Origin of the sequence: Enterobacter cloacae complex sp. P18RS (assembly GCF_014982105.1) — a bacterium.
GTDB classification, from domain to species: domain Bacteria; phylum Pseudomonadota; class Gammaproteobacteria; order Enterobacterales; family Enterobacteriaceae; genus Enterobacter; species Enterobacter hormaechei_C.
The window spans coordinates 1-23,762 of the sequence record NZ_JADCKV010000001.1; the positions used below are offsets into that span (position 1 = coordinate 1).

19 protein-coding genes and 4 pseudogenes are annotated in these 23,762 nt (G+C 54.3%); 8 read left to right on the forward strand and 15 right to left on the reverse strand.

All coding sequences use genetic code 11. The annotated features are described in order from the left end of the window. Positions 1-34: 34 nt before the first annotated feature. From INF61_RS00005 to lacI, 4 genes and pseudogenes are all read right to left on the reverse strand, one after another. Positions 35-175: pseudogene (locus tag INF61_RS00005) on the reverse strand (maltose acetyltransferase domain-containing protein); the annotation flags it as partial. Between the two features lie 65 nt (positions 176-240). Continuing rightward, positions 241-1,494 carry a lactose permease gene (gene lacY, locus INF61_RS00010; protein ID WP_003846917.1) on the reverse strand — a complete coding sequence of 418 codons (1,254 nt, stop codon included), beginning with the start codon at positions 1,492-1,494 and terminating at the stop codon, positions 241-243. Positions 1,495-1,545: 51 nt separating this feature from the next. Then, positions 1,546-4,620, reverse strand: coding sequence for a beta-galactosidase (lacZ, locus tag INF61_RS00015; RefSeq protein WP_007894989.1), 3,075 nt, complete (start codon positions 4,618-4,620; stop codon positions 1,546-1,548). Positions 4,621-4,741: 121 nt separating this feature from the next. After that, positions 4,742-5,824, reverse strand: coding sequence for a DNA-binding transcriptional repressor LacI (gene lacI / locus INF61_RS00020; protein WP_007851507.1), 1,083 nt, complete (start codon positions 5,822-5,824; stop codon positions 4,742-4,744). Positions 5,825-6,176: 352 nt separating this feature from the next. Here lacI and INF61_RS00025 point away from each other — a divergent pair. Next, positions 6,177-7,186, forward strand: a pseudogene (locus INF61_RS00025) (zinc-binding alcohol dehydrogenase family protein). Between the two features lie 359 nt (positions 7,187-7,545). On the opposite strand, the pseudogene INF61_RS00030 reads toward INF61_RS00025, so the two are convergent. Then, a pseudogene (locus INF61_RS00030) lies at positions 7,546-9,273 on the reverse strand (Tn3 family transposase); the annotation flags it as partial. A 158-nt stretch (positions 9,274-9,431) separates the two neighbouring features. On the opposite strand from INF61_RS00030, the gene INF61_RS00035 reads away from it, so the two are divergent. The 3 genes from INF61_RS00035 (at position 9,432) to INF61_RS00045 (ending at position 11,707) form a co-directional block, all read left to right on the forward strand. After that, on the forward strand, positions 9,432-10,010 hold the full coding sequence (locus tag INF61_RS00035) for a recombinase family protein (RefSeq protein WP_016151342.1): 579 nt from the start codon (positions 9,432-9,434) through the stop codon (positions 10,008-10,010). A gap of 175 nt (positions 10,011-10,185) precedes the next feature. After that, on the forward strand, positions 10,186-11,391 hold the full coding sequence (gene chrA / locus INF61_RS00040) for a chromate efflux transporter (protein ID WP_004206572.1): 1,206 nt from the start codon (positions 10,186-10,188) through the stop codon (positions 11,389-11,391). 10 nt (positions 11,392-11,401) lie between these two features. Next, the gene (locus INF61_RS00045) at positions 11,402-11,707 is read left to right on the forward strand and encodes a PadR family transcriptional regulator (protein WP_117050872.1); all 306 of its coding nucleotides are present in this window, start codon (positions 11,402-11,404) and stop codon (positions 11,705-11,707) included. 128 nt (positions 11,708-11,835) lie between these two features. Here INF61_RS00045 and arsH read toward each other — a convergent pair whose 3' ends face one another. Next, on the reverse strand, positions 11,836-12,534 hold the full coding sequence (arsH, locus tag INF61_RS00050) for an arsenical resistance protein ArsH (RefSeq protein WP_007898876.1): 699 nt from the start codon (positions 12,532-12,534) through the stop codon (positions 11,836-11,838). Positions 12,535-12,619: 85 nt separating this feature from the next. On the opposite strand from arsH, the gene INF61_RS00055 reads away from it, so the two are divergent. From INF61_RS00055 to INF61_RS00070, 4 genes are all read left to right on the forward strand, one after another. Further along, a complete protein-coding gene (locus INF61_RS00055; protein WP_022649397.1) occupies positions 12,620-12,940 on the forward strand; it encodes a transcriptional regulator in 321 nt (106 codons plus the stop codon). Positions 12,941-12,984: 44 nt separating this feature from the next. Next, positions 12,985-14,274, forward strand: a complete 1,290-nt coding sequence (locus INF61_RS00060; protein ID WP_007898880.1) for an arsenic transporter — start codon at positions 12,985-12,987, stop codon at positions 14,272-14,274. Between the two features lie 12 nt (positions 14,275-14,286). Continuing rightward, a complete protein-coding gene (gene arsC / locus INF61_RS00065) occupies positions 14,287-14,712 on the forward strand; it encodes a glutaredoxin-dependent arsenate reductase (RefSeq protein ID WP_007898882.1) in 426 nt (141 codons plus the stop codon). Positions 14,713-14,825: 113 nt separating this feature from the next. Further along, positions 14,826-15,104, forward strand: coding sequence for an EAL domain-containing protein (locus INF61_RS00070; protein ID WP_007898884.1), 279 nt, complete (start codon positions 14,826-14,828; stop codon positions 15,102-15,104). A gap of 22 nt (positions 15,105-15,126) precedes the next feature. Here INF61_RS00070 and INF61_RS00075 read toward each other — a convergent pair. The 9 genes and pseudogenes from INF61_RS00075 to fecI form a co-directional block, all read right to left on the reverse strand. Next, positions 15,127-15,385 (reverse strand): annotated as a pseudogene (locus INF61_RS00075) (IS66 family transposase); the annotation flags it as partial. A gap of 49 nt (positions 15,386-15,434) precedes the next feature. Beyond that, on the reverse strand, positions 15,435-15,773 hold the full coding sequence (tnpB, locus tag INF61_RS00080; RefSeq protein ID WP_028018554.1) for an IS66 family insertion sequence element accessory protein TnpB: 339 nt from the start codon (positions 15,771-15,773) through the stop codon (positions 15,435-15,437). 53 nt (positions 15,774-15,826) lie between these two features. Next, on the reverse strand, positions 15,827-16,594 hold the full coding sequence (gene fecE / locus INF61_RS00085) for a Fe(3+) dicitrate ABC transporter ATP-binding protein FecE (RefSeq protein ID WP_023295440.1): 768 nt from the start codon (positions 16,592-16,594) through the stop codon (positions 15,827-15,829). Then, complete coding sequence (fecD, locus tag INF61_RS00090; RefSeq protein WP_004118246.1) at positions 16,595-17,551, reverse strand: Fe(3+) dicitrate ABC transporter permease subunit FecD; 957 nt, start codon at positions 17,549-17,551, stop codon at positions 16,595-16,597. Next, a complete protein-coding gene (fecC, locus tag INF61_RS00095; RefSeq protein WP_023295439.1) occupies positions 17,548-18,546 on the reverse strand; it encodes an iron-dicitrate ABC transporter permease FecC in 999 nt (332 codons plus the stop codon). Before fecC ends, fecD begins: the two co-directional genes overlap by 4 nt. Further along, positions 18,543-19,445, reverse strand: a complete 903-nt coding sequence (fecB, locus tag INF61_RS00100; protein WP_007898890.1) for a Fe(3+) dicitrate ABC transporter substrate-binding protein FecB — start codon at positions 19,443-19,445, stop codon at positions 18,543-18,545. Before fecB ends, fecC begins: the two co-directional genes overlap by 4 nt. 44 nt (positions 19,446-19,489) lie before the next feature. After that, positions 19,490-21,814 carry a TonB-dependent Fe(3+) dicitrate receptor FecA gene (fecA, locus tag INF61_RS00105; RefSeq protein ID WP_007898891.1) on the reverse strand — a complete coding sequence of 775 codons (2,325 nt, stop codon included), beginning with the start codon at positions 21,812-21,814 and terminating at the stop codon, positions 19,490-19,492. 86 nt (positions 21,815-21,900) lie between these two features. Beyond that, a complete protein-coding gene (gene fecR, locus INF61_RS00110; RefSeq protein WP_004118237.1) occupies positions 21,901-22,854 on the reverse strand; it encodes a ferric citrate uptake sigma factor regulator FecR in 954 nt (317 codons plus the stop codon). Further along, on the reverse strand, positions 22,851-23,372 hold the full coding sequence (gene fecI / locus INF61_RS00115; RefSeq protein WP_016151347.1) for an RNA polymerase sigma factor FecI: 522 nt from the start codon (positions 23,370-23,372) through the stop codon (positions 22,851-22,853). Before fecI ends, fecR begins: the two co-directional genes overlap by 4 nt. Between the last annotated feature and the right edge of the window lie 390 nt (positions 23,373-23,762).

Below are 23,762 nucleotides of genomic sequence, written 5' to 3' on the forward strand. Positions count from 1 at the left end.
ACATAAAACACTATCAATAAGTTGGAGTCATTACCCTTTTTTCAACTTCTGATGGATGCGAGTGATTGAACTCATACATTAATGTTTTCCCACGAAGTCTTTTTTCAGGTAAGCCTTCGCACATATCGGTAAATAGCTTGCCTGCTTTTATTTTTTCTGTCATCGACATGTTCATTTTTAACATTCCGTCCTGATAAGTTGGTCGGATAAGGCGCTCGCGCCGTATCCGACATTAATTTCTTAAGCGACTTCATTCACCTGGCGACGCAGCAGAGAAAGTGGGCCGGGGCCGCTAAGCGTGAACACGGAAATTAAGGTGAAGCCCAGCGCCACCAGACCCAGCACCAGGTAAGCGCCCTGGAAACCGATGCTTTCATACATATTGCCCGCCAGAATAGACATAAAAATCATCGCCAGTTGCTTAAAGAAGCAGAAACAGACCAGATAAATCGTCGCTGAAAAACGCACTTCAAACTGGCTGGTAATATATTTAAAGCAGCCCACCAGCAGGAACGGTACTTCAAACATATGCAGCGTTTTCAGAATAACCACTTCCAGTGCTGAGGTAGCGAACGATGAGCCAATAATACGTACTGACATAATAGTGCCAGCCAGCAGCAGGGCGTTTTTCCCACCGATGCGATTAATGATCAGTGGCGCAAAAAACATAATCGAGGCGTTAAGTAATTCGCCCATTGTCGTTACGTAGCCAAATACCCGCGTACCCTGTTCACCGGTAGCAAAGAACGAAGTAAAGAAATTAGCAAACTGTTGGTCAAAAACATCGTAGGTGCAGGAAACGCCAATAACATACAGTGACAAAAACCACAGTTTTGGCTGTCTGAACAGTTCCAGCGCCAGCTTAAGGCTAAATGCCGAATGGTTGGCACCTACCGCATTGGCAACCGTGGCAGAAGAGGGCGCATCCGTTTTGGCGAAAAAGAGTAAAACGGCGAGGATGAATGCACAGCCAGAACCCAGCCAGAAAACAAACTGATTATTGATGGTGAACATGATGCCGACAATCGAGGCACACAGCGCCCAGCCAACACAGCCAAACATCCGCGCGCGACCATATTCGAAATTACTGCGACGGCTGACTTTCTCGATAAATGCCTCTACTGCTGGCGCACCGGCGTTAAAACAAAAGCCTAGATAAATACCACCAACAATCGATCCTACTAAAATGTTGTATTGTAACAGTGGCCCGAAGATAAAAATAAAGAACGGCGCAAACATCACTAACATGCCGGTAATAATCCACAGCAGGTATTTGCGCAGCCCGAGTTTGTCAGAAAGCAGACCAAACAGCGGTTGGAATAATAGCGAGAACAGAGAAATAGCGGCAAAAATAATACCCGTATCACTTTTGCTGATATGGTTGATGTCATGTAGCCAAATCGGGAAAAACGGGAAGTAGGCTCCCATGATAAAAAAGTAAAAGAAAAAGAATAAACCGAACATCCAAAAGTTTGTGTTTTTTAAATAGTACATAATGGATTTCCTTACGCGAAATACGGGCAGACATGGCCTGCCCGGTTATTATTATTTTTGACACCAGAGCAACTGGTAATGGTAGCTACCGGCGCTAAGGTGGAATTCCGCCGACACTGACGGGCTCCAGGAGTCGTCGCCACCAATCCCCATATGGAAACCGTCGATATTCAGCCATGTGCCTTCTTCCGCGTGCAGCAGATGGCGATGGCTGGTTTCCATCAGTTGCTGTTGACTGTAGCGGCTGATGTTGAACTGGAAGTCGCCGCGCCACTGGTGTGGGCCATAATTCAATTCGCGCGTCCCGCAGCGCAGACCGTTTTCGCTCGGGAAGACGTACGGGGTATACATGTCTGACAATGGCAGATCCCAGCGGTCAAAACAGGCCGCAGTAAGGCGGTCGGGATAGTTTTCTTGCGGCCCTAATCCGAGCCAGTTTACCCGCTCTGCTACCTGCGCCAGCTGGCAGGTCAGGCCAATCCGCGCCGGATGTGGCGTATTGCTCGCCACTTCAACATCAACGGTAATCGCCATTTGACCACTTCCATCAATCCGGTAGGTTTTCCGGCTGATAAATAAGGTTTTCCCCTGATGCTGCCACGCGTGGACCGTGGTAATCAGCACCGCGTCGGCAAGCGTATCTGCCGTGCACTGCAACAACGCTGCTTCGGCCTGGTAATGGCCCGCCGCCTTCCAGCGTTCGACCCAGGCGTTAGGGTCAATGCGGGTCGCTTCACTTACGCCAATGTCGTTATCCAGCGGTGCGCGGGTGAACTGATCGCGCAGCGGCGTCAGCAGTTGTTTTTTATCGCCAATCCACATCTGTGAAAGAAAGCCTGACTGGCGGTTAAATTGCCAACGCTTATTATCCAGCTCGATGCAAAAATCCGTTTCGCTGGTGGTCAGTTGCGGGATGGCGTGGGGCGCGGAGGGGAGTGTCACGCTGAGGTTTTCCGCCAGACGCCACTGCTGCCAGGCGCTGATGTGTCCGGCTGCTGACCATGTGGTCGCGTTCGGTTGCACTACGTGAACCGTTAGCCAGAGTTGTCCGGCGCTCTCCGGCTGCGGTAGTTCAGGCAGTTCAATCAACTGTTTACCTTGTGGAGCGACATCCAGAGGCACTTCACCGCTTGCCAGCGGCTTGCCATCCAGCGCCACCATCCAGTGCAGGAGCTCGTTATCGCTATGACGGAACAGGTATTCGCTGGTCACTTCGATGGTTCGCCCGGATAAACTGAACTGGAAAAACTGCTGCTGGTGTTTTGCTTCCGTCAGCGCCGGATGCGGCGTGCGGTCTGCAAAGACCAGACCGTTCATGCAGAACTGGCGATCATTCGGCGTATCGCCAAAATCACCGCCGTAAGCCGACCACGGATTGCCATTTTCATCATATTTAATCAGCGACTGATCCACCCAGTCCCAGACGAAGCCGCCCTGTAAACGGGGGTACTGACGAAACGCCTGCCAGTATTTAGCGAAGCCGCCAAGACTGTTACCCATCGCGTGGGCGTATTCGCAAAGGATCAGCGGGCGCGTCTCTCCAGGCAACGAAAGCCATTTTTTGATGGACCATTTCGGCACAGCCGGGAAGGGCTGGTCTTCATCCACGCGCGCGTACATCGGGCAAATAATATCGGTTGCGAAGGTGTCGGCTCCGCCGCCTTCATACTGTACCGGGCGGGAAGGATCGACAGATTTGATCCAGCGATAGAGTGCGTCGTGATTAGCGCCGTGGCCTGATTCATTCCCCAGCGACCAGATGATCACACTCGGGTGATTACGATCGCGCTGCACCATTCGCGTTACGCGTTCGCTCATCGCGGGTAGCCAGCGCGGATCATCGGTCAGACGATTCATTGGCACCATGCCGTGGGTTTCAATGTTGGCTTCATCCACCACATACAGGCCGTAGTGGTCGCACAGCGTGTACCACAGCGGATGGTTCGGATAATGCGAACAGCGCACGGCGTTAAAGTTGTTCTGCTTCATCAGCAGGATATCCTGCACCATCGTCTGCTCATCCATGACCTGACCATGCAGAGGATGATGCTCGTGACGGTTAACGCCGCGAATCAGCAACGGCTTGCCGTTCAGCAGCAGCAGACCATTTTCAATCCGCACCTCGCGGAAACCGACATCGCAGGCTTCTGCTTCAATCAGCGTGCCGTCGGCGGTGTGCAGTTCAACCACCGCACGATAGAGATTCGGGATTTCGGCGCTCCACAGTTTCGGGTTTTCGACGTTCAGACGTAGGGTGACGTGATCGGCATAACCACCACGCTCATCGATAATTTCACCGCCGAAAGGCGCGGTGCCGCTGGCGACCTGCGTTTCACCCTGCCACAAAGAAACCGTCACCCGCAGCTCATCGCGCAGCTCGCCGTACATCTGAACGTCTGCCTCCAGTACAGCGCGGCTGAAATCATCATTAAAGTGAGTGGCTACATGGAAATCGCTGATTTGCGTGCTCGGTTTATGCAGCAACGAGACGTCACGGAAAATGCCGCTCATCCGCCACATATCCTGATCTTCCAGATAACTGCCGTCACTCCAGCGCAGCACCATCACCGCGAGGCGGTTTTCTCCGGCGTGTAAAAATGCGCTCAGGTCAAATTCAGACGGCAAACGACTGTCCTGTCCGTAACCGACCCAGCGCCCGTTGCACCACAAATGAAACGCCGAGTTAACACCATCAAAAATAATTCGCGTCTGGCCTTCCTGTAGCCAGCTTTCATCAACATTAAATGTGAGCGAGTAACAACCCGTCGGATTCTCCGTGGGAACATACGGCGGATTGACCGCAATGGGATAGGTCACGTTGGTGTAGATAGGCGCATCGTAACCGTGCATCTGCCAGTTTGAGGGGACGATGACAGTATCGGCGTCAGGAAGATCGCGCTCCAGCCAGCTTTCTGGTACCGCTTCTGGTGCCGGAAACCAGGCAAAGCGCCATTCACCATTCAGGCTGCGCGACTCTTGGGAAGGGCGATCGGTGCGAGCCTCTTCGCTATTACGCCAGCTGGCGAAAGGGGGATGTGCCGCAAGGCGATTAAGTTGGGTAACGCCAGGGTTTTCCCAGTCACGACGTTGTAATACGACGGCCAGTGAATCCGTAATCATTGTCATAGTTGTATCCTGCGTGAATTGTTATCCGCTCACATTTTCGCATAACATACGAGCCGGACACATAGAGTGTAAAGCCTGGGGTGCCTAATGAGTGAGCTGACTCACATTAATTGCGTTGCGCTCACTGCCCGCTTTCAAGTCGGGAAACTTGTCGTGCCAGCTGCATTAAGGAATCTGCCAACGTGCGGGGAGAGGTGGTTTGCGTATTGGGCGCCAGGGTGGTTTTTCTTTTCACCAGTGAGACGGGCAACAGCTGATTGCTCTTCACCGCCTGGCCCTGAGAGAGTTTCAGCAAGCGGTCCACGCTGGTTTGCCCCAGCAGGCGAAAATCCTGTTTGATGGTGGTTAACGGCGGGATATAACACGAGCTGTCTTCGGTATCGTCGTATCCCACTACCGAGATATCCGCACCAACGCGCAACCCGGACTCGGTAATGGCGCGCATTGCGCCCAGCGCCATCTGATCGTTGGCAACCAGCATCGCAGTGGGAACGATGCCCTCATTTAGCATTTGCATGGTTTGTTGAAAACCGGACATGGCACTCCAGTCGCCTTCCCGTTCCGCTATCGGATGAATTTGATTGCGAGTGAGATATTTATGCCAGCCCGCCAGACGCAGACGCGCCGAGACAGAACTTAATGGGCCCGCTAACAGCGCGATTTGCTGGTGACCCAATGCGACCAGATGCTCCACGCCCAGTCGCGTACCGTCTTCATGGGAGAAAATAATACTGTTGATGGGAGTCTGGTCAGAGACATCAAGAAATAACGCCGGAACATTAGCGCAGGCAGCTTCCACAGCAATGGCATCCTGGTCATCCAGCGGATAGTTAATGATCAGCCCACTGACGCGTTGCGCGAGAAGATTGTGCACCGCCGCTTTACAGGCTTCGACGCCGCTTCGTTCTACCATCGACACCACCACGCTGGCACCCAGTTGATCGGCGCGAGATTTAATCGCCGCGACAATTTGCGACGGCGCGTGCAGGGCCAGACTGGAGGTAGCAACGCCAATCAGCAACGACTGTTTCCCCGCCAGTTGTTGTGCCACGCGGTTGGGAATGTAGTTCAGCTGCGCCATCGCCGCTTCCACCTTTTCCCGCGTTTTCGCAGAGACGTGGCTGGCCTGGTTCACCACGCGGGAAACGGTCTGATAAGAGACACCGGCATACTCTGCGACATCGTATAGCGTTACTGGTTTCACATTTACCACCCTGAATTGACTCTCTTCGGGTGCTATCATGCCATACCACGAAATGTTTTGCGCCATTCGGAGGGGGCACGCCGAAGTGAGATTCAAAATGCCGACGTCAGTTCACAGGTGGGTAATGATACCAACGTGTTGATTTCGTATTTTCACTGACACCAGGATCATCCTGATGTTACAAGGATTGAATGACTACAGATTAAAATAGTCATCAACAGGTTGACAGCATTACCCAGCGCCCGCTTTCCGCGTATTTTTCGATTTGCACTGCCGGGGGCACTGGCGGGTATCGCGTTCCGCACACTTTTACATTTATTTATCTGGTGACTGACCTTTTTAAGGAGACAGAATGAAAGCCGTTGGTTTCTGGCAACCCGGGAAAGTACATCCGTTATTGAAGATTTGTCGCTTCCCCACCCATCCATGCCCAAGGGGCGTGATCTTTTGATCAGAGTCAGGGCGGTCGCGGTTAACCCACGGGACCTGAAAAGCCGGCGAAACATCAGTCCCTCTGCAGGCAATCCGGTAGTTATGGGATACGACGCTTCCGGTGTTGTTGAAGCAACCGGACCAGAGGTGACGCTGTTCAGGCCAGGTGACCACGTTTTCTATGCCGGTGTGCTCGATCGCCAGGGAGCCAACGCAGAGTTTCAGCTGGTTGACGAACGCATTACGGGGATAAAGCCGGCAGCACTAAGTTTTGAAGCTGCAGCGTCGGTTCCTCTGACCGGTCTGACAGCCTGGGAAATGTTATTTGATCGTCTGCAGTTGTCAGTGAACGGAGATGCTGATCAGACCCTGTTGATGCTTGGCGGTGCGGGCGGAGTCCCTTGTATGGCTATACAGCTTGCCCGCACTCTGAGTCGGGTGAACATCATCGGGACTGCCTCCCGGCAGGAGAGTGTCAGAGCGGTTCGCGGGTTTGGTGCGCATTATGTCCTGGATCATTCATGTGCGCTTGCGCCACAGGTTGCCAGCCTTGCTGGACTCCCTCCCATTACCCGGATTTTCTCAACGTACACCACGCCATCTGCCTGGGAAAATATGGCCGAAATTATTGCCCCACAAGGCCGTATCGGACTCATCGACGACCCTGAACCACTGGATCTGCGTTTGATCAAATTTAAGAGCGTTTCTGTTCACTGGGAGGCAATGTTTACCCGCCCCATGCATGCTACTGCGGACATGTCTAAACAGCATGATATTCTTAACAAACTCTCATGCATGCTGGATTCCGGTAAGCTCAAACCTCCGTTGCTGGCAGAGTATGGCAGGCTGAATGCTAAAGCACTTCGCCGGGCTCATGAGGACATGGAAAATAAAAATGTGAACGGGAAAATTGTTTTTTCAGGGTTCTGATGAACAGGCCTGTCAGAGTAAAAAAAGATTCGGGTTCAGCACAATGCTGAATTCTGTCTGGCTATAGAGTAAGAATCGTACCGGAATTGAGCATTTACCCTCAGTACCTGCGGATGAAAAAGCAGTCTGCCCTGACATACTGAACAATCCCTTCTCATAAGATGCCTCTCTTTTGCTGTTTAAAGAGCTGAGCAGTCCGGGCGGAGACTGACCTCGTTCCGCTTTCCAAGCGACCCCCTTGTTGAAAGTGCGACAAAAGAGATAGGGCGAATGACTATACTTCGCTCATAGCTGCCCGCCATGCCAGCTCAAAAAACAGGCTTAACGTAGGATATTTTCCGTTTTCCAAGCGGCCCCCTTTTAGGGTGAGGGAGCATGCCATAAACCAGATCGCCAAAAGGGGATGCTGCTGAAGGGACACTGTTATCCAGCGGGGTAATTTTCACGCCTTTATCCGATATATCAACATCGGGTAAATCACCGGCCAGCGCCATCGCGTTAACTTCTTCCAGACGCGATGCAAGAAGCGTCAAACGGCTCTTGATGTATTCATGGCAATCGGCCGGAACAGCAAGGGGTAACTGGTTATCCCGGAGTGATTTTTCAAAATCGTCTGACGGGATCAGATAATCATCGAAATTCCTGTAGCGGCGTGACCCCTTTACCCAGGTGTCACCTGAACGTAAGGCTCCCTTCAGTTCATTCAGCACGCAAAATTCGTAATATTTTCGGTCAATGCCGGTGGGGGTGATCACAACCTTTCTCCAGCTTTCCGGGATGAACCCGATTGGCGCGGAAGGCGGTACTTTTCGGAGTTGTTTTCTATACATATCTCTGACGGTATCCAATGCGTCACTGAGCTGCATTGCGGCGGGTGCAGCCCTGAACTGCAACACGGACAGCATCCGGGGGGCGTATTTACGCAACGTACTGTATTTTTCTGTGATCAGATGCAACGGGTCGAAGTTGTCCTTACGTGACAGGAACCGCGTCTCTTCCACGCTGTTGATGAATTCCTGCCAGGGAAGGACGTCTTCTATTGCGGCCCAGGGATCTTCCCCGGACTCTCTGGCGTTAAGTAATGCCTGTCCGACGGTAACGTATTGCTTCAGTTTACTCTGAATCAGCTTTCCCGTTTGCTGGAGCCGCTCGGCCTGAGTACGTTTTGCCCTGCTGAACAGACTACTCAGAATACGCTCGTGCAGATCAATAACTTCGTCAGTCAGGGTGGATCTGGCCTCCGATATGATACAAACCAGCGAGGCATAACGGCGAACATCCGTGAATCTTGCCAGATCCCGGCTACTCATTTTCCTGCCTTCGCGTGCGAGTTTCAGGAGTCGGTTCTGGTGAACGGAAAGTGCAATGCCGTCAGGGAGTGCCAGCGACTCAATCGCATTTAACCGGTCGATATGTTGCAGGACATTTTTACCATTAATTTTTCCCGGAGGCTGGAGCAGCCAGGCCAGCCGTGAAGGTTGCTCACCCTCAGATACCAACAGACGGTCCAGTGCCGCTTTATGCCCTGGTTCAAGCTGCGCGGTAAGCGCAGAAAAAACCGCCCTGTCGGCAAGTGTTGTTGCTTCGGCCAGGGTTCGTTCGATCACTTCAACAGAGGGGAAAATAACCTTATTATTGTGGAGCCAGGAGAGCATTTCCTCCGCAAGTAAAAAACCTCTGTCTGTCCGCATGGCGTGGGGATAAAGGTGGCGAATACAGGTTTTTTGCAGCGCCCGGTTAAAAGGGGATAATTCCAGGTAGCGGTAGAGTTCAGCCAGATGTTCCCAGCGGGTGACCTCTCTTGATGCATACTCGGCCCACAAATCAGACTGGACTTTCAAATGAGCCGCCAGCCTGAAGACAACACAGTCGTGAGGTGAAATACTTTTGTCGGGAGGAAACCCTAGTCCTCGCAAATAACAGAGTAAAACTGCAAAGCCCAGACGGTTAGCTGGCCTGCGGTGTTAATTAATGAGCGCGAGGTCATGTTCACTCAGAAAGCACATGCGCGTCAGAAATACGTCATCATCTGGCACAATCAACAAGCGTTCTTTTTCTTCACTACTGAGTATTTGTCTCCGTGGCATAAATGCTTCCCCTGCACATAGTTCATTAAAGTTATCATTCGCACTGACCGAAACCGGTCGGTTTCGTACGCCTCGCAAACAATATGTCCGAAAGTCAGCGAAATTTGTTTCGTACATACGTTATAATTCGGACACCCTTTGCGTACGGAAAGTTTCCTATGTCACGAGTTTTTGCCTACTGTCGGGTCTCCACTCTGGAACAGAATACAGAAAATCAGCGCCATGAAATTGAAGCGGCGGGTTTTGCCATCAGACCCCAGCGGCTGATTGAGGAACATATAAGTGGTTCGGTTGCTGCCAGCGAAAGACCAGGGTTCATCCGGTTGCTTGATCGAATGGAAAGCGGTGACGTATTGATTGTCACCAAACTTGACCGACTCGGCCGTAATGCGATGGATATCCGAAAAACAGTTGAACAACTGGCTACTTTAGATATCCGTGTTCATTGTCTCGCTCTCGGAGGTGCGGATTTAACCAGCCCGGCCGGAAAAATGACTATGCAGGTGATTTCAGCTGTGGCTGAGTTTGAGAGGGATCTGCTGATTGAACGCACACATTCAGGGATTTCTCGGGCAAGATCAGCCGGGAAACGCTTCGGTCGTCCGCCCATCTTGAGCGAGGAGCAAAAAAAAATAGTGTCAGAGCGCCTTAATTCCGGGGCCAGTATCAGTGCGGTTGCCAGAGAATTTAATACCACCCGGCAAACCATACTCCGGGTAAAAGCAGGACAGCAATAATACTGAATGTGAATAAAGCCCATAACTGGCCAGGCAGTTGAAACTGTTCTTGAAGTAAACATCTGGAAAGCATGAAACATCATTCTATCCACAGGGAGCAGTGGCTATTATAATCGAATTTCGATAACGAAATTCGATTATAATAGCCACTAAAACCAGCAATCAGGATCTGACCATGAACGATACTGCCAGGAATGATCACAGCCCCTGGGCTGTCTTTCTGATTTTCTTCCGACTTGGCCTGACATCCTTCGGCGGCCCAATTGCCCATCTGGGTTACTTCCGCGATGAGTTTGTGACGCGACGGCAGTGGTTGACCGAGCGCAGCTATGCAGATTTGGTCGCTCTGTGCCAGTTCCTTCCGGGACCAGCAAGCAGTCAGGTTGGTATAGCGCTCGGGCTGTCCCGGGCCGGTTATACCGGGGCGCTGGCAGCATGGGCCGGCTTCACGCTACCGTCAGCAGTTGCACTGATCCTGTTTGCGCTGGGGATGACCAGTTACGGGGATGTGATGCCCTCTGGTGTATTGCATGGGCTGAAAGTGGTAGCCGTTGCGGTGGTCGCGCAAGCTGTATGGGGCATGGCCCGAAATCTTTGCCCGGATATACCGCGTATTACTGTCATGGCAGTGGCAACCTGCTTTGTGCTTCTTGTGCCATCGGCCTGGGGACAGGTGGGAGTAATCGTCACTGCGGCTGTCACTGGCATGTTACTGTTCAAACCTCAGCAGACGACGGTACATGATCCGCTGCCCGTTTCAATACGGCGTCGCGTCGGATTGTTCTGGCTCACGCTGTTCTTTGTGCTACTGACAGGGTTACCATTGCTGACGGCGATATTCCCAAATCCGACGCTGTTAATGGTAGAAACTTTCTACCGGACCGGATCACTGGTTTTTGGTGGCGGGCATGTCGTGCTGCCATTACTGCAGACTGAAGTCGTTCCTTCTGGCTGGGTCAGCACTGATACATTCCTGGCTGGCTACGGCGCTGCCCAGGCCGTTCCTGGACCGTTGTTCACTTTTGCAGCCTTTCTCGGGGCTTCGATGAACCAGGTGCCTTCTGGCTGGCTGGGTGGTCTGGTTTGTCTGCTGGCAATTTTCGCACCGTCCTTCCTTCTGATTGTGGGAGCATTGCCGTTCTGGGAAAGTCTGCGCCGCAATATCCGTACACAAGCAGCGTTGCAGGGTATTAATGCAGCCGTAGTTGGCCTTCTGCTGGCAGCTCTCTATCAACCAGTATGGACGAGCGCAGTTCTCGCTCCGCAAGATTTCGGCCTTGCCCTTGTGGCACTGGTCGCTCTGATGTTCTGGAAACTGCCGCCGTGGCTGGTCGTAGTGAGTTGCGGTGTTGCGGGTTGGTTGTTGAGTTTAGCACTGTGAGGTTCCGGGCGTGACCGACAAAGATCTTTACGGCGGGATGATCCGTTTGCACATCCTGCATCATGCAGCCAAAGAACCCGTCTTTGGTCAGGGCATCATTGAGGAATTGCGACACCACGGTTATCAACTCAGCCCGGGTACCCTGTATCCGATGCTGCACGGTATGGAAAAGAAGGGGTATCTCACCTCACGACATGTTCAGGCCGGTCGACGAAGTCGGCGAGTATATGAAATCACCGGACAAGGGCACATAGCGCTAACGGACGCCAGAAACAGGGTGAAAGAGCTGTTCGGTGAACTTGTTGAAGGCAAATGATATGCCTATGGTTTTAGTCCGGTCTGCCGTCTTCTGAAAACGACAGACACATGTAAGATTATCCGCTGCCTGGCAGAAGGAGACTTTGTGAAAACGCTCATGGTGTGTATTTATACGATCAGAAGGCGTTATATTTTTTCCTGATTGACGCGGTACGAAAGTTCCTGATGACTCTCTTTTCGTTCGCTGTAGCGATCTGCAAGGTAGCTGGTTTGTCCCCTGAGCAGCAACGTAATTTTAAACAACTCCTCTGCGACATCTACGATACGGTCGTACCATGAGGACGGCTTCATCCTTCCGTTCTCATCAAATTCCTGCCAGGCTTTCGCCACCGAGGACTGGTTGGGAATTGTGAACATCCGCATCCAGCGGCCCAGAATGCGCATCTGGTTCACGGCATTGAAGGACTGCGAACCGCCGCAAACCTGCATCACTGCAAGTGTCTTGCCCTGCGAAGGACGAACCGCGCCTTCACTCAACGGTATCCAGTCGATCTGCGCCTTCATCACCGCGCTCATAGCCCCGTGCCGTTCCGGCGAGCTCCACACCATCCCGTCACACCATCTGACCAGCCCGCGTAGCTCGGAGACTTTAGGGTGCGTATCCGGGGCATCATCCGGCAGGGGTAAACCGGAGGGGTTAAAGAATTTCACCTCCGCGCCCATCGCCGTCAGCAGGCGACCTGCTTCCTCCGCGGCAAAGCGACTGTAGGAGCGCTCCCTTAATGAGCCATACAGGATCAGAATCCGTGGGGGCTCCTGCAGGTGCAGACGTTCGGCAATATGTTGATCAAAACAGTCAGTATTCAGGGCTGGAAATTGTTCCATTTTTCTCCTCCGGAGAGAACAGGTGATTTTAAAGTTAATATATATGATCTAACATATGTGTATTCTAAAGGGAACGGAGTGAAAAATGCTACAACCTGTTCAGCTTTTCAAAATCCTGTCGGATGAAACACGGCTAGCCATCGTCATGCTTCTCCGTGAGTCCGGAGAATTGTGCGTCTGCGATATCTGCGTTGCCACCTGCGAATCGCAGCCCAAAATTTCGCGACATATGGCTATCCTTCGCGAGGCTGATCTGGTTCTTGACCGTCGGGAAGGCAAATGGATCCACTATCGTCTGTCACCCCATATTCCGGCGTGGGCAGCAGAGACAATCACGACGACCTGGCAGTGTCTGCGCGAGGATGTACGTGAATGGCTGGACAAATCAGCCTGCACCTCCTGCTGAGGCAGGAAAACATATTTACAAAATCATATATGATGGGGTCTGAGATGCTTTTGGCAGGGAGTATATTTTTACTGACGCTGGTACTGGTGATCTGGCAACCCAGAGGCCTGAGTATTGGCTGGAGCGCGAGTATCGGGGCTGTGCTGGCGCTGGGAACCGGTGTCATCCATATCTCTGATATTCCCGTTGTCTGGAATATCGTCTGGAACGCGACAGCGGCATTTATTGCGGTCATCATCATCAGCCTGCTGCTCGATGAGTCCGGCTTCTTTGAATGGGCCGCACTGCACGTCTCCCGCTGGGGTAACGGACGTGGCCGCCTGCTGTTCACCTGGATAGTCTTGCTCGGTGCCGCTGTTGCTGCTTTGTTCGCCAATGATGGCGCCGCGCTGATCCTGACGCCGATTGTGATTGCGATGCTGCTCGCACTGGGGTTCAGCCAGGGCACGACACTGGCCTTTGTCATGGCTGCAGGATTTATTGCAGATACGGCCAGCCTGCCACTCATTGTTTCTAACCTGGTGAATATCGTCTCGGCGGACTTCTTCGATCTGGGCTTTACGCAGTACGCCTCCGTTATGATCCCCGTGGATGCGGCAGCGATTGCGGCCACGCTGATCATGCTGCATCTCTTCTTCCGCAGGGATATTCCGGCAACGTATGACGTTTCGCTGCTGAAGACGCCTGCCAGTGTGATAAAGGATGCGGCAACGTTCAGGGCGGGCTGGATTGTCCTGTTATTGCTGCTTGTCGGTTTCTTCGTTCTGGAGCCGCTGGGGATCCCTGTCAGCGCGATAGCAGCTGCTGGCGCAGCAGTACTGTTTATCGTGGCGAAAAGAGGTCATGGCATCAACACAGGGAAAGTCCTGCGCAGTGCGCCATGGCAGATCGTGATTTTTTCGCTGGGCATGTACCTGGTGGTCTATGGCCTGCGCAATGCCGGGCTCACGGAGTATCTGTCTGGTGTACTGAACCTGCTGGCAGAAAAGGGGTTATGGGCAGCAACGTTCGGCACCGGCTTCCTGACCGCGTTCCTGTCGTCGGTGATGAACAATATGCCGACGGTGCTGATTGGCGCGCTGTCGATTGACGGGAGTACGGCGACTGGCGTCGTCAAAGAGGCAATGATTTATGCCAACGTGATTGGCTGCGATTTAGGCCCGAAAATCACCCCGATTGGCAGTCTGGCAACCCTGCTTTGGCTGCATGTGCTTGCCCAGAAAAATATAACGATCACCTGGGGTTATTACTTCCGCACGGGCATTATCATGACTCTGCCCGTGCTGTTTGTCACTCTGGCCGCGCTGGCGTTGCGGCTTTCCATCACTTTGTAATGAGATAAAGATATGAGCAACATTACCATCTATCACAACCCGGCCTGCGGCACTTCACGCAACACGCTGGAGATGATCCGTAACAGCGGTAACGAACCGACCATTATTTATTATCTCGATACGCCACCGACCCGTGATGAGCTGATTAAACTTATTTCAGATATGGGAATTACGGTGCGTGCATTGCTGCGTAAGAATGTTGAGCCTTATGAACACCTGGGCCTTGATGAAGAGAAATTCAGTGATGAGCAGTTGATTGATTTTATGCTTCAACATCCGATCCTGATTAATCGGCCGGTAGTCGTTACGCCGCTTGGCACTCGTCTTTGCCGCCCTTCAGAAATAGTGCTGGATATTCTACCTGAAGGTCAGAAAGGAGCGTTTACCAAAGAGGACGGCGAAAAGATCATTGACGAAACGGGGAAGCGGGTTAAGTAACCTGTTTTTTTCGTCTCATTTTTATCGTATTCGGGTGTCTGTCTGTACCATGCAGACGCTCGCTTTTTGTAATGCCAGCTAAAGAAACAGGCTTAACGTAGGATATTTTCCGTTTGCCAAGCGGCCCCCATATTGAATGGCTGACGGTACTGGATTTCGATGAGATAAAAATAGACCGTATTTTTATTGCCAATATTGATGACCCGGTGAAGCGAGCGCTACTTGTTTCTGTGGTGAAAGGGTTACGTGGTACTGGCAAACCACTGGTGTTTGAAGGGGTGGAAACGCCAGGACAGTTTGAATTCGTCCGTTCTCTTGGCCCCGGTTACCTAGTTCAGGGCTGGTATACCGGAAAACCCGAAACAATATCTGCGATGAATATTCAGGGTTAAAACGATACGGGGCCCGGCCCGTATCGGCAACCCGACCCGTCAGCGTATCGCTTTCTGTCTGAAGCCGGTTCAGGTCGGCTTCTATCTGCGCGATGCGGCGGGAGATTTATTCAGAACGACTGCCGAAGTTCATCCGGCGAAGCTTATCCAGCTGCGCCTGCAGATGGTCTATTTCGCGCTCCCGGTCGGCCTGCTTTTACAGCAGGGCGCGGTTCAGCGCTTCCTGTTCGGACAGGCGCTGTTTCAGCAGAAGGATGTCGTCAGGGGGAGGTGTTGTTCATAAGCCCGCATTTTACCAGGCTTATTCAACGACAACCAGGATAAAGAGGCCTACAACATGGTCAGGGACGTAAGCAGTCTTTTAGGCTGCCGCCAGTCGATGCCTTCCAGAAGCATTGCCAGCTGCGCCGGGGTCAGGAACACTTTGCCATCGCGGGCAGAGGGCCAGGCGAAGCGGCCGCGTTCCAGCCGTTTGGTCAGCAGGCACAGCCCGTCGCCGGTGGACCACAGCAGTTTGACCTTACTGCCGCTGCGGCCCCGGAAGATGAAGACATGGCCGGATATCGGGTCATCTTTCAGCATCGTCTGCACCTTTGCGGCGAGACCATTGAAGCCGTTGCGCATGTCGGTGATACCGGCAACCAGCCAGATTTTGGTGCCTGTTGGCAGGTGGTTATCACTTCCTTTATCTGTCCTGTGATGATCCTTATGACTTCGCCAGACTACTTCACCACACACATGGGTCTGCCAGATACCGGTTCGGGATGGATTTCCGCTTCTACGCTGAACACCGTCTTTAGAAGCTCTGGTTTCATCACTGCTTCCGGAGCACCTTGCGCCATCACGCGACCGCTTGCCAGTACCACCAGATGATCGCAATAGCGGCTGGCCTGATTCAGATCGTGGAGTACCGTCACTACGGTTTTCCCCTGCCTTTTGAGTTCAACCATCAGGCGCATCAGTTCAACCTGATGATTGATATCGAGGTAGGTCGTAGGCTCATCAAGAAGAATGAGTGGGGTATCCTGTGCCAGCACCATCGCCAGAAACGCACGCTGGCGCTGGCCGCCGGAAAGCTGGGTTAACCTGCGGTCAGCCAGATTGCGCGTCCGGGTCTGACTCATTGCCACGTTGACCCGCTCGTTGTCTTCCGCGGAGAGTCGCCCCCACAACGACAGCCACGGGCTGCGGCCGTAGGAAACCAGTTCCCGTACAGTGATCCCCTCGGGGGATAAATGGTGTTGCGGCAGTAAAGCCAGGCGGCGAGCCAGCTGGCGGGCGGAAAAACCGGCTATGGGTTTTTCATCAAGCAATATCTCGCCAGAGTCTGGTGTTAACAGGCGAGAAAAACAGTTCAACAGCGTCGATTTCCCGCAACCGTTAGGGCCGAGCAGGGCCGTGATTTTTCCGGCAGGCAGGGCGAGAGAAAGTCCATCCAGCACGGCTTGTGCGCCATAGCTGACGGTCAGATTTTCAGTACGTAATCTCATTTATCGCATTCTCACAAGCAGCCAGACAAACCACGGTGCGCCGATAATGGCGGTCAGCACGCCTGCCGGAAGCTCCAGCGGCGGATGAATGATTCGTGCCAGCAGATCGGCAATGACCAGCAACAACGCGCCCGTCAGGGCCGAAACGGGCATCAGCCAGCGGTGACGCCCGCCGGCGATCCTGCGCACCATGTGCGGCACGACGAGACCAATAAAACTTATCGGGCCACAGACGGCCACGCCGGTTGCTGTCATCGCGACAGCCAGCATCAGCCCCTGGAACCGGGTGCGCTGAACCGACACGCCGAGCGTGGCTGCTCGTGCATCGCCCAGCGCCAGCAGGTCGAGATCGCGACAAAAGCGCAGGCTCAGCGGCAAAAACAGAATGAGCAACGGCACGGCAATCTTCACAAAGTGCCAGTCGCGCCCCCATAAGCTACCCGTCAGCCACAGCAGGGCACTGTTTACATCCTGCGGGTGCAGGAGCATCAGGTAATCCGTCAGGCTCGCCCAGCAGGCGGAAAGCGCCACGCCGGTGAGCGCCAGCTTCATCGGCTGGTGGGTCTTTGCCAGCATCTTCAGCAAGATCAACCCCGCCATACCGCCCGCAAAGGCCAGCAGCGGCAGCACCATCACGGATAGTGATGGCATAAGAAGCAGTGCTCCCACAGAGGCAAGGCTGGCGGCATGGTTAATGCCGAGAATATCCGGTGATGCTAGCGGGTTACGCACAATCCCCTGTACCAGCACGCCCGCCACGGCGAGGGCTGCACCGACAAACAGTGCCAGCAGCAAGCGCGGCAGTCGGTACTCCATCAATACATAATAATGCTCGCGTCCGTCCTGCCAGTCGGTCAGCAGCGCGCGCCACGGCACGGGGATCACCCCCATATGGAGTGATAACAGCGCACAACCTGCCAGGGCAAGGGTGATGAAAATGACCAGCGCAATTTTCATCCTCGCCTCCTCACCAGCCAGACAAAGCAAGGACTGCCAATCAGCGCCAGCACTGCGCCTGCGGGCAGATCGCCGGGGAAGGCCAGCGCGCGTGCGAGTACATCTGCCATCAGCATCAGCGTGGCCCCCAGCAGCATGCTCACCGGCAGTACGTTGCGCTGATCGAAGCCTGCCCAGAAGCGCGCCAGATGTGGCACCAGCAGGCCGATAAACGCCACCGGACCTGCCACACTGACGCACGCGCCAACCAGAAGCAGCACTAACATATTGATGATCAAACGTAGTCTCGGCAGGTTCACTCCCAGCGTATGGGCGGTACTGTCGCTGACGTTGAGCAGGTTCAGTTGATTCGTCAGCAGCAACACGACAGGGACTGCAGTGACCACCACCGGCAAGAGCTGCCAGAAATCCTGCCAGTGGGCGTGGGACACTCCGCCTGCCAGCCAGTAAAAGATGCCGTAAGCATGATCTTCGGCCAGCAGCAGGGTGATGCGGGTCAGGGCCATACAAAAGGCCGACAGCGCGATACCCGCGAGGATCAGTTTGTTTCTGTCCTGGGTATGACGAAACCCGCCTCCTGCGGTCATGACCAGCAGCCAGCTCACGCCGCCCCCGCATGCCGCGATGAACGACAGGGAATAGCCTGCAACCGGCGTCGGACTCAGCGCGCTGGTAAGCGCCATAGCCAGCGCCGCGCCGCTGTTAATGCCGAGCAGTGAAGGAGAGGCCATTGGGTTGTGGGTCAGGGTTTGCAGCAGCGTGCCCGCGAGCGCCAGGCTTGCGCCGATCAGAACGGCGACCAGGCTTCGCGGCAAACGAAGGTTTTGCACCAGCGCTTCTGGTAGCGTTGGCGTGTGTCCAGGCAGCAGGGCGCGGATTGCGTCTGCTCCGGAAACAGGAATGGCCGAGTAGCAAAACAGACTCAGCCAGAAAATAATAATAAGTACTGCAACGGGAAGCCCCCACAGCAGCACCGGGTGTTTTAGCGCGGTCATTTCACATCGGTAAGCGGCTGATGGTGGAAGATTTTTACCGTGTCAGCGGCAATACGCTCTGCGGCAAAAATACCGCGCATCCGCGCCCAGGCGTTACTGTCGACTGAAGCAACCTGCTGCTTCTGCGCGGCGGTTAATATCTGCCAGAGCGGATCTTGTTGCCAGCGTTTAACAATGCTCTCTTCGCGATAGTGGGCAACCAGCAGCCAGGCAGGATTGACCGCCAGCAGTTGCTCCAGGCCGATGGACGGCATGGACGCGCCCGCCATCGCAGCGGGAACGTTCAGCCCCAGAGAAGCCAGCACGCTGCCGGTCCAGGTCTCCTGGGTATGCAGGTTGAATAGCTGTTCGCGTGATGTGCCAAAGGCCACGCGTGTCCCTGTGGGAAGCTGGCTGGACCACTGCGCCATCTTCTCTTTATGTTGTTCCAGACGCGCCTGCATCTCTCGTTTTTTACCTACCACTTCGCCGATGATAGCCGCTGAGTGCAAATTTTCAGCGTAGGTTTCGTTGCGGGACTTAAGCAGCAGTACCGGCGCGATTTGCTGCAAGGCAGTGTAAATCCCCGCATGGCGACTGCTGTCGGCAATGATCAGGTCTGGTTTCAGGGCAGCAATGGCTTCCAGGCTCGGCTGCGCGCGCGTTCCGACGGACTGCCACGGTTTCAGGTGCGCACGCACTTCGGGCAGGATGCGTTTTGCATCGTTATCGTCGGCAATACCGATCGGGCTGACGTCCACGGCGGCCAGCGCATCGGCGAACGAGAGTTCCAGCACCACAATCCGTTGTGGCGTTTTATCGAGTGTAAACGTGCCGTGTTCGTCCTGAACCGTGGCGGCAAAGGCGTGGCCGATCACCAGCAGCAGGCCTGCAAAAAGAAAACGGATAAATGCCAACATAGTCACATTCCAGCTAAAAGCCCGGCAAGCCGGGCGTTAACACATCAGAACTTCAACGACCCCTGCATATACAGCGTGCGCGGCTGGCCTGCGTAGATGCCTTTGTTGTTGTCGTCATAAGAGCGGATGAAGTAGTCCTGGTCGAAGATGTTTTTCACACCGAACGCCAGGTTCAGATCTGCCATCTGCGGGCCAAAGTCATACGCCACGCGTGCGCCCCAGAGCATGAAGCCGGGAATGCGGCCGGTACTGCCGTCGGCGCTCTCTTTCACCGTATTGGCGTTATCCGCAAACTGGCTGGACTGGAAATCGCTGTTCAGATTGAACGTCCAGTTGCCCGGCTTGTAGTCCACGCCCAGCGTGCCTTTATGTTTCGGGGAGAATGGCACCTGATTGCCATAGGTGTCGCCTTTCTCGCGGATTTCCGCGTTCACATACGCATAGCTGGCGTAGACGGAAACGTTATCAAGCGTTGGCGTTAGCGTACCCAGGTCGTAACGTGCCTGCGTTTCCAGCCCGGTATGGCGCGTTTTGCCACGTGCAGTGACGGTGTCGTTGGTCTGGTTGGAGTCGTACTGATTGTTAAAGTTAATCAGGAACAGCCCCATTTCCGCCGTCAGCGCGCCGTCATCGTAGCGGGTACCGAGTTCCCAGGTTCGCGCTTTTTCCGGTTCCACATTGCCGCTTTGCACAGCCTTGCCAATCTGGCTGTACTGTACGGTGCCGAACGAGCCTTCAGTGTTTGCATAAAGATTCCAGCTATCAGTCAGGTGATAGAGCACGTTCAACGCCGGAAGCGGTGCGTTATAGCTCACCTCTTCGTGCGTGCCTTTGATGGCGTTGTTCTGGTATGACTCGATATGTTCGAAACGCATACCCGGCGTGATGGTCCAGTTGCCGATGTCGATTTTGTCATCCAGATACCAGGCGTGCGCCTCGGTGCCGGAACGCGTGTCGCGGTCGTAAGGGCTTGAGCCGGACGGCAACTGCCCGCTGCTGGTGGCGGTGTAGTAACGCATTTCATGCGTTGATTCATTCACATAGCGATAGCCCACGCCCACTTCGTGCGCGGAAGGGCCGATCATAAAGCTCTGGCTGTAGCGTGGCTCAATACCGCGCACCCAGTAGTTACGCGGCGAGAGGGTGATGCGTTTGCCTTGCTCCAGGTAGCCGCTGCGCAGGGTTTGGGTGTAGAACCCCTGAATGTTGAATTTATGCTGGCTGTCCGGCTGGAACTGGTAGCCCAGGCTCGCCAGCTTGCGACGGCCCCAGAAGCGGTCATACGGGCGGGTGGATTGCCAGCGATCGGCGTCGTAATCCGCGCGGGACAGGCCGCCGGGCATGTCGGCTTCACCATCGTAATATTGCAGCAGGCTGTTGAAGGTGTGCACCTCATTCGGCGCATATTTGCTTTTCAGCATCAGGTCGTCGATGCGGGTGGCGCTGTGCTCGCGCCAGTCACTGCCGCGCGTGCCGGAGTAGAGCAGCGCGGTGCCAAAACCGTTGTCCGCTGTGCCGCCCACCATCAGGTTGTGCGTCTCTTTCGGGTTGTTTTGTGAAGAGGTTGGGCTGAGCTGACCTTCCACCCCCGCCTCGATACCAAAGTCCTGCGGAATGGCGCGGGTAACAAAGTTCACCACGCCGCCCACGCTCTGCGGTCCGTAACGCACCGCACCACCACCGCGCACCACGTCAATGGCATCCATGTTGCCGAGCGAAACGGGAGCCAGTGAAAGCTGCGGCTGACCGTAAGGGGCAAAGGGGACGGGGATGCCGTCCATCAGGACGGTCGAGCGGCTGGCGAGGCGTGGGTTCAGGCCCCGGATGCCAAAGTTCATCGCCAGGTCGTGGCTGCCGGTGCCGTTGTTTTCCGGCGCGCTGACGCCAGGGATGCGGTTAAGCACCTCACGCATGGTGGTTGCGCCGGTTTTGGCGAAATCCTCACGGCGGATCACGTCACGCGCGCCAGCATGTTCAAATACGTCGTTTTCACGCGCATCGCCCAGCCAGTCGCCGACCACGGTCAGGGCATCTTCTTTTGGCGCGGGCGCGGTCTCCAGCGTCCAGCTGTTATTTCTCAGCGGTTTTACCTGCAGTCCGCTGCCGTCCAGCAGTTGTTGCAGGCCGCTCTCGACGTCGTAATCTCCGTGCAGGCCGTTGCTCTGCTTGCCGCGCGTCAGGCTGGCGTCAACCGAGAGGGTAATTCCGCTGTGTGCGGCATACTGATTGAGCGCTTTGTCGAGCGATCCCGGTGCGATATCAACCTGTGCAGCAAAAGCGGAAAACGAGAGACCGGCCAGCGGCAGCAGGCTCAGGCGAATGGCGTTAACCAAAGGTGTTGTTTTACGAAAAACGCGTAACGGCGTCATACCTTCTCCATCATCATTTTTGTTGTGTTCAGCTATGAGTCGAACGAGAAGGGTAAAAAGGACAATCGAAATGAGAATTATTTTTCTTACAGCGGTGAAATGTTTATCCAGTACCGCGTAATAGACTGAATTTTAACGGGAAGCGTTTGAGCGATAACGTTCAGGATCGCATCGGTATTTTTCAGCGGGAACGTCCCGCTCAGGCGCAGCCCGGCAACGGCGGGATCGCAGCGCAGCACGCCGTTGCGGTAACGGCTTAGCGTGGCTATCACCTCACCCAGCGGTTTATCGCTGAAGCTCAGGATGCCCTTCGTCCAGCTTGTACTCTCGTCATCCAGCGGTTTCACTGCGCCAAACTCAGAGGCGCTGAACTGCAGGCTTTCACCAGCGTTCACGATGCGTTTTTGCGCGGGGGCACTGGCGAGAAGCACTTCCACGGCGTGCTGCTGCACGTCAAGCTGCGTGAAATTATCCTGCTGGCGGACGGTAAATTCTGTCCCTAAAGCGGTGAGTTGGCCCTGACGGGTCAGGACGCGGAAGGGGCGTTGCTGCGCATCTTTCGCGGTAGTAATGGCGATTTCACCGTACCAGAGCCGGACGGTGCGCTGATGCGCATCAAAACGCACATCCGCCGCGCTTTGGGTATTCAGCGTGAGCAGGGAGCCATCTTCCAGTTGCTGACGGCTGACTGCGCCTTTGGCGGTGCGGTAATCTGCCCGCAGACCTTCGCCGGTTTCCGACTGCCAGAGTTGCCAGCCTCCGCCAGCGCCGAGCAACAGCAGTAATCCTTTCATCACGTGACGGCGGGTGAGGCGGGTATCGTGCAGCGCTCGGCTGGCAACGTCGCCAGGCACACCGCCAAGCTGGTTGCGCAGGTTTTCAACCTGCTGCCAGGCCCACTGGTTATCCTGATCCTGTTCATACCACTGTTGCCAGCGCGCTTCCTGTTGTGGGCTGACGCGCTCGCCGCTTAGCACGGCATACCAGTGGGAAGCTGAACGCAGCGCCTGACGGCGGGAATCGGTTAACGAAGGATTCATAACCCATGCTCCAGACGAAACAGCAGGCAGTGCTCGACGGCTTTCGCCACGTATTTTTTCACGGAGCTGACGGAAACACCGAGTTTGTGCGCAATCTCGCTGTATGTCAGGCCATCCAGTTGCGAAAGCAGAAACGCTTCACGTGTTTTTCCGTTTAGCCCGTCCAGCATGCTGTCGACGAGTTGTAGGGTCTCGAGCTGGCTTTCGCGTTCCTCAGGTGAAGGCGCTACCCCCTCCGGCATAAGCGCCAGCATCTCCAGATACGCTTTTTCCAGCGCGTTTCGGCGAAACAGGTCCACCATCACGCGTTTGGCGATAGTGCACAGGAAAGAGCGAGGATCGCGGATCGTCGAGAGCGTTTCGCTGCTCATTACCCGCAAAAAAGTGTCCTGGGCAATGTCATCTGCATCAAAGGCAGACTGGAGTTTGCGCGTCAGCCAACTTTTCAACCAGCCGTGATGGGTGCCATAAAGCGACTCGAACGTTAAGGAAGCTGTGGAAGTGGCACGGTCAGACATGCGGAGTGCATCAAAAGTTAATTATCACGTAGCCATATTAATATGAGAATGGTTATCATTACAATTGGAAATAAAATTGTTTCCAATAAACATTTTTAACATGTTGTTTTTCTAAGTGTTATAAGGTAGGTATAAAATGGGATGGATCCTCTGCTTCTGGCATCTGTCGGTCAGAATGACATCATGATGTGGTCTGCTATTATTGACATCCTCCCCGCCCTTTAGGGCGGGGAGGATGTCAACTATGAGTGTTGCCTGAAATGTCGCCAGCCCCCGGTACAGCAGAAGTATCTCGGGCTTTCTGCGTTTGCTCCTGGTGGGTATGGCCCCCGCAAGCGGGGGTTATTGCTAACTGGGTAATGACTCAAAATTATTGATAGTGTTTTATGT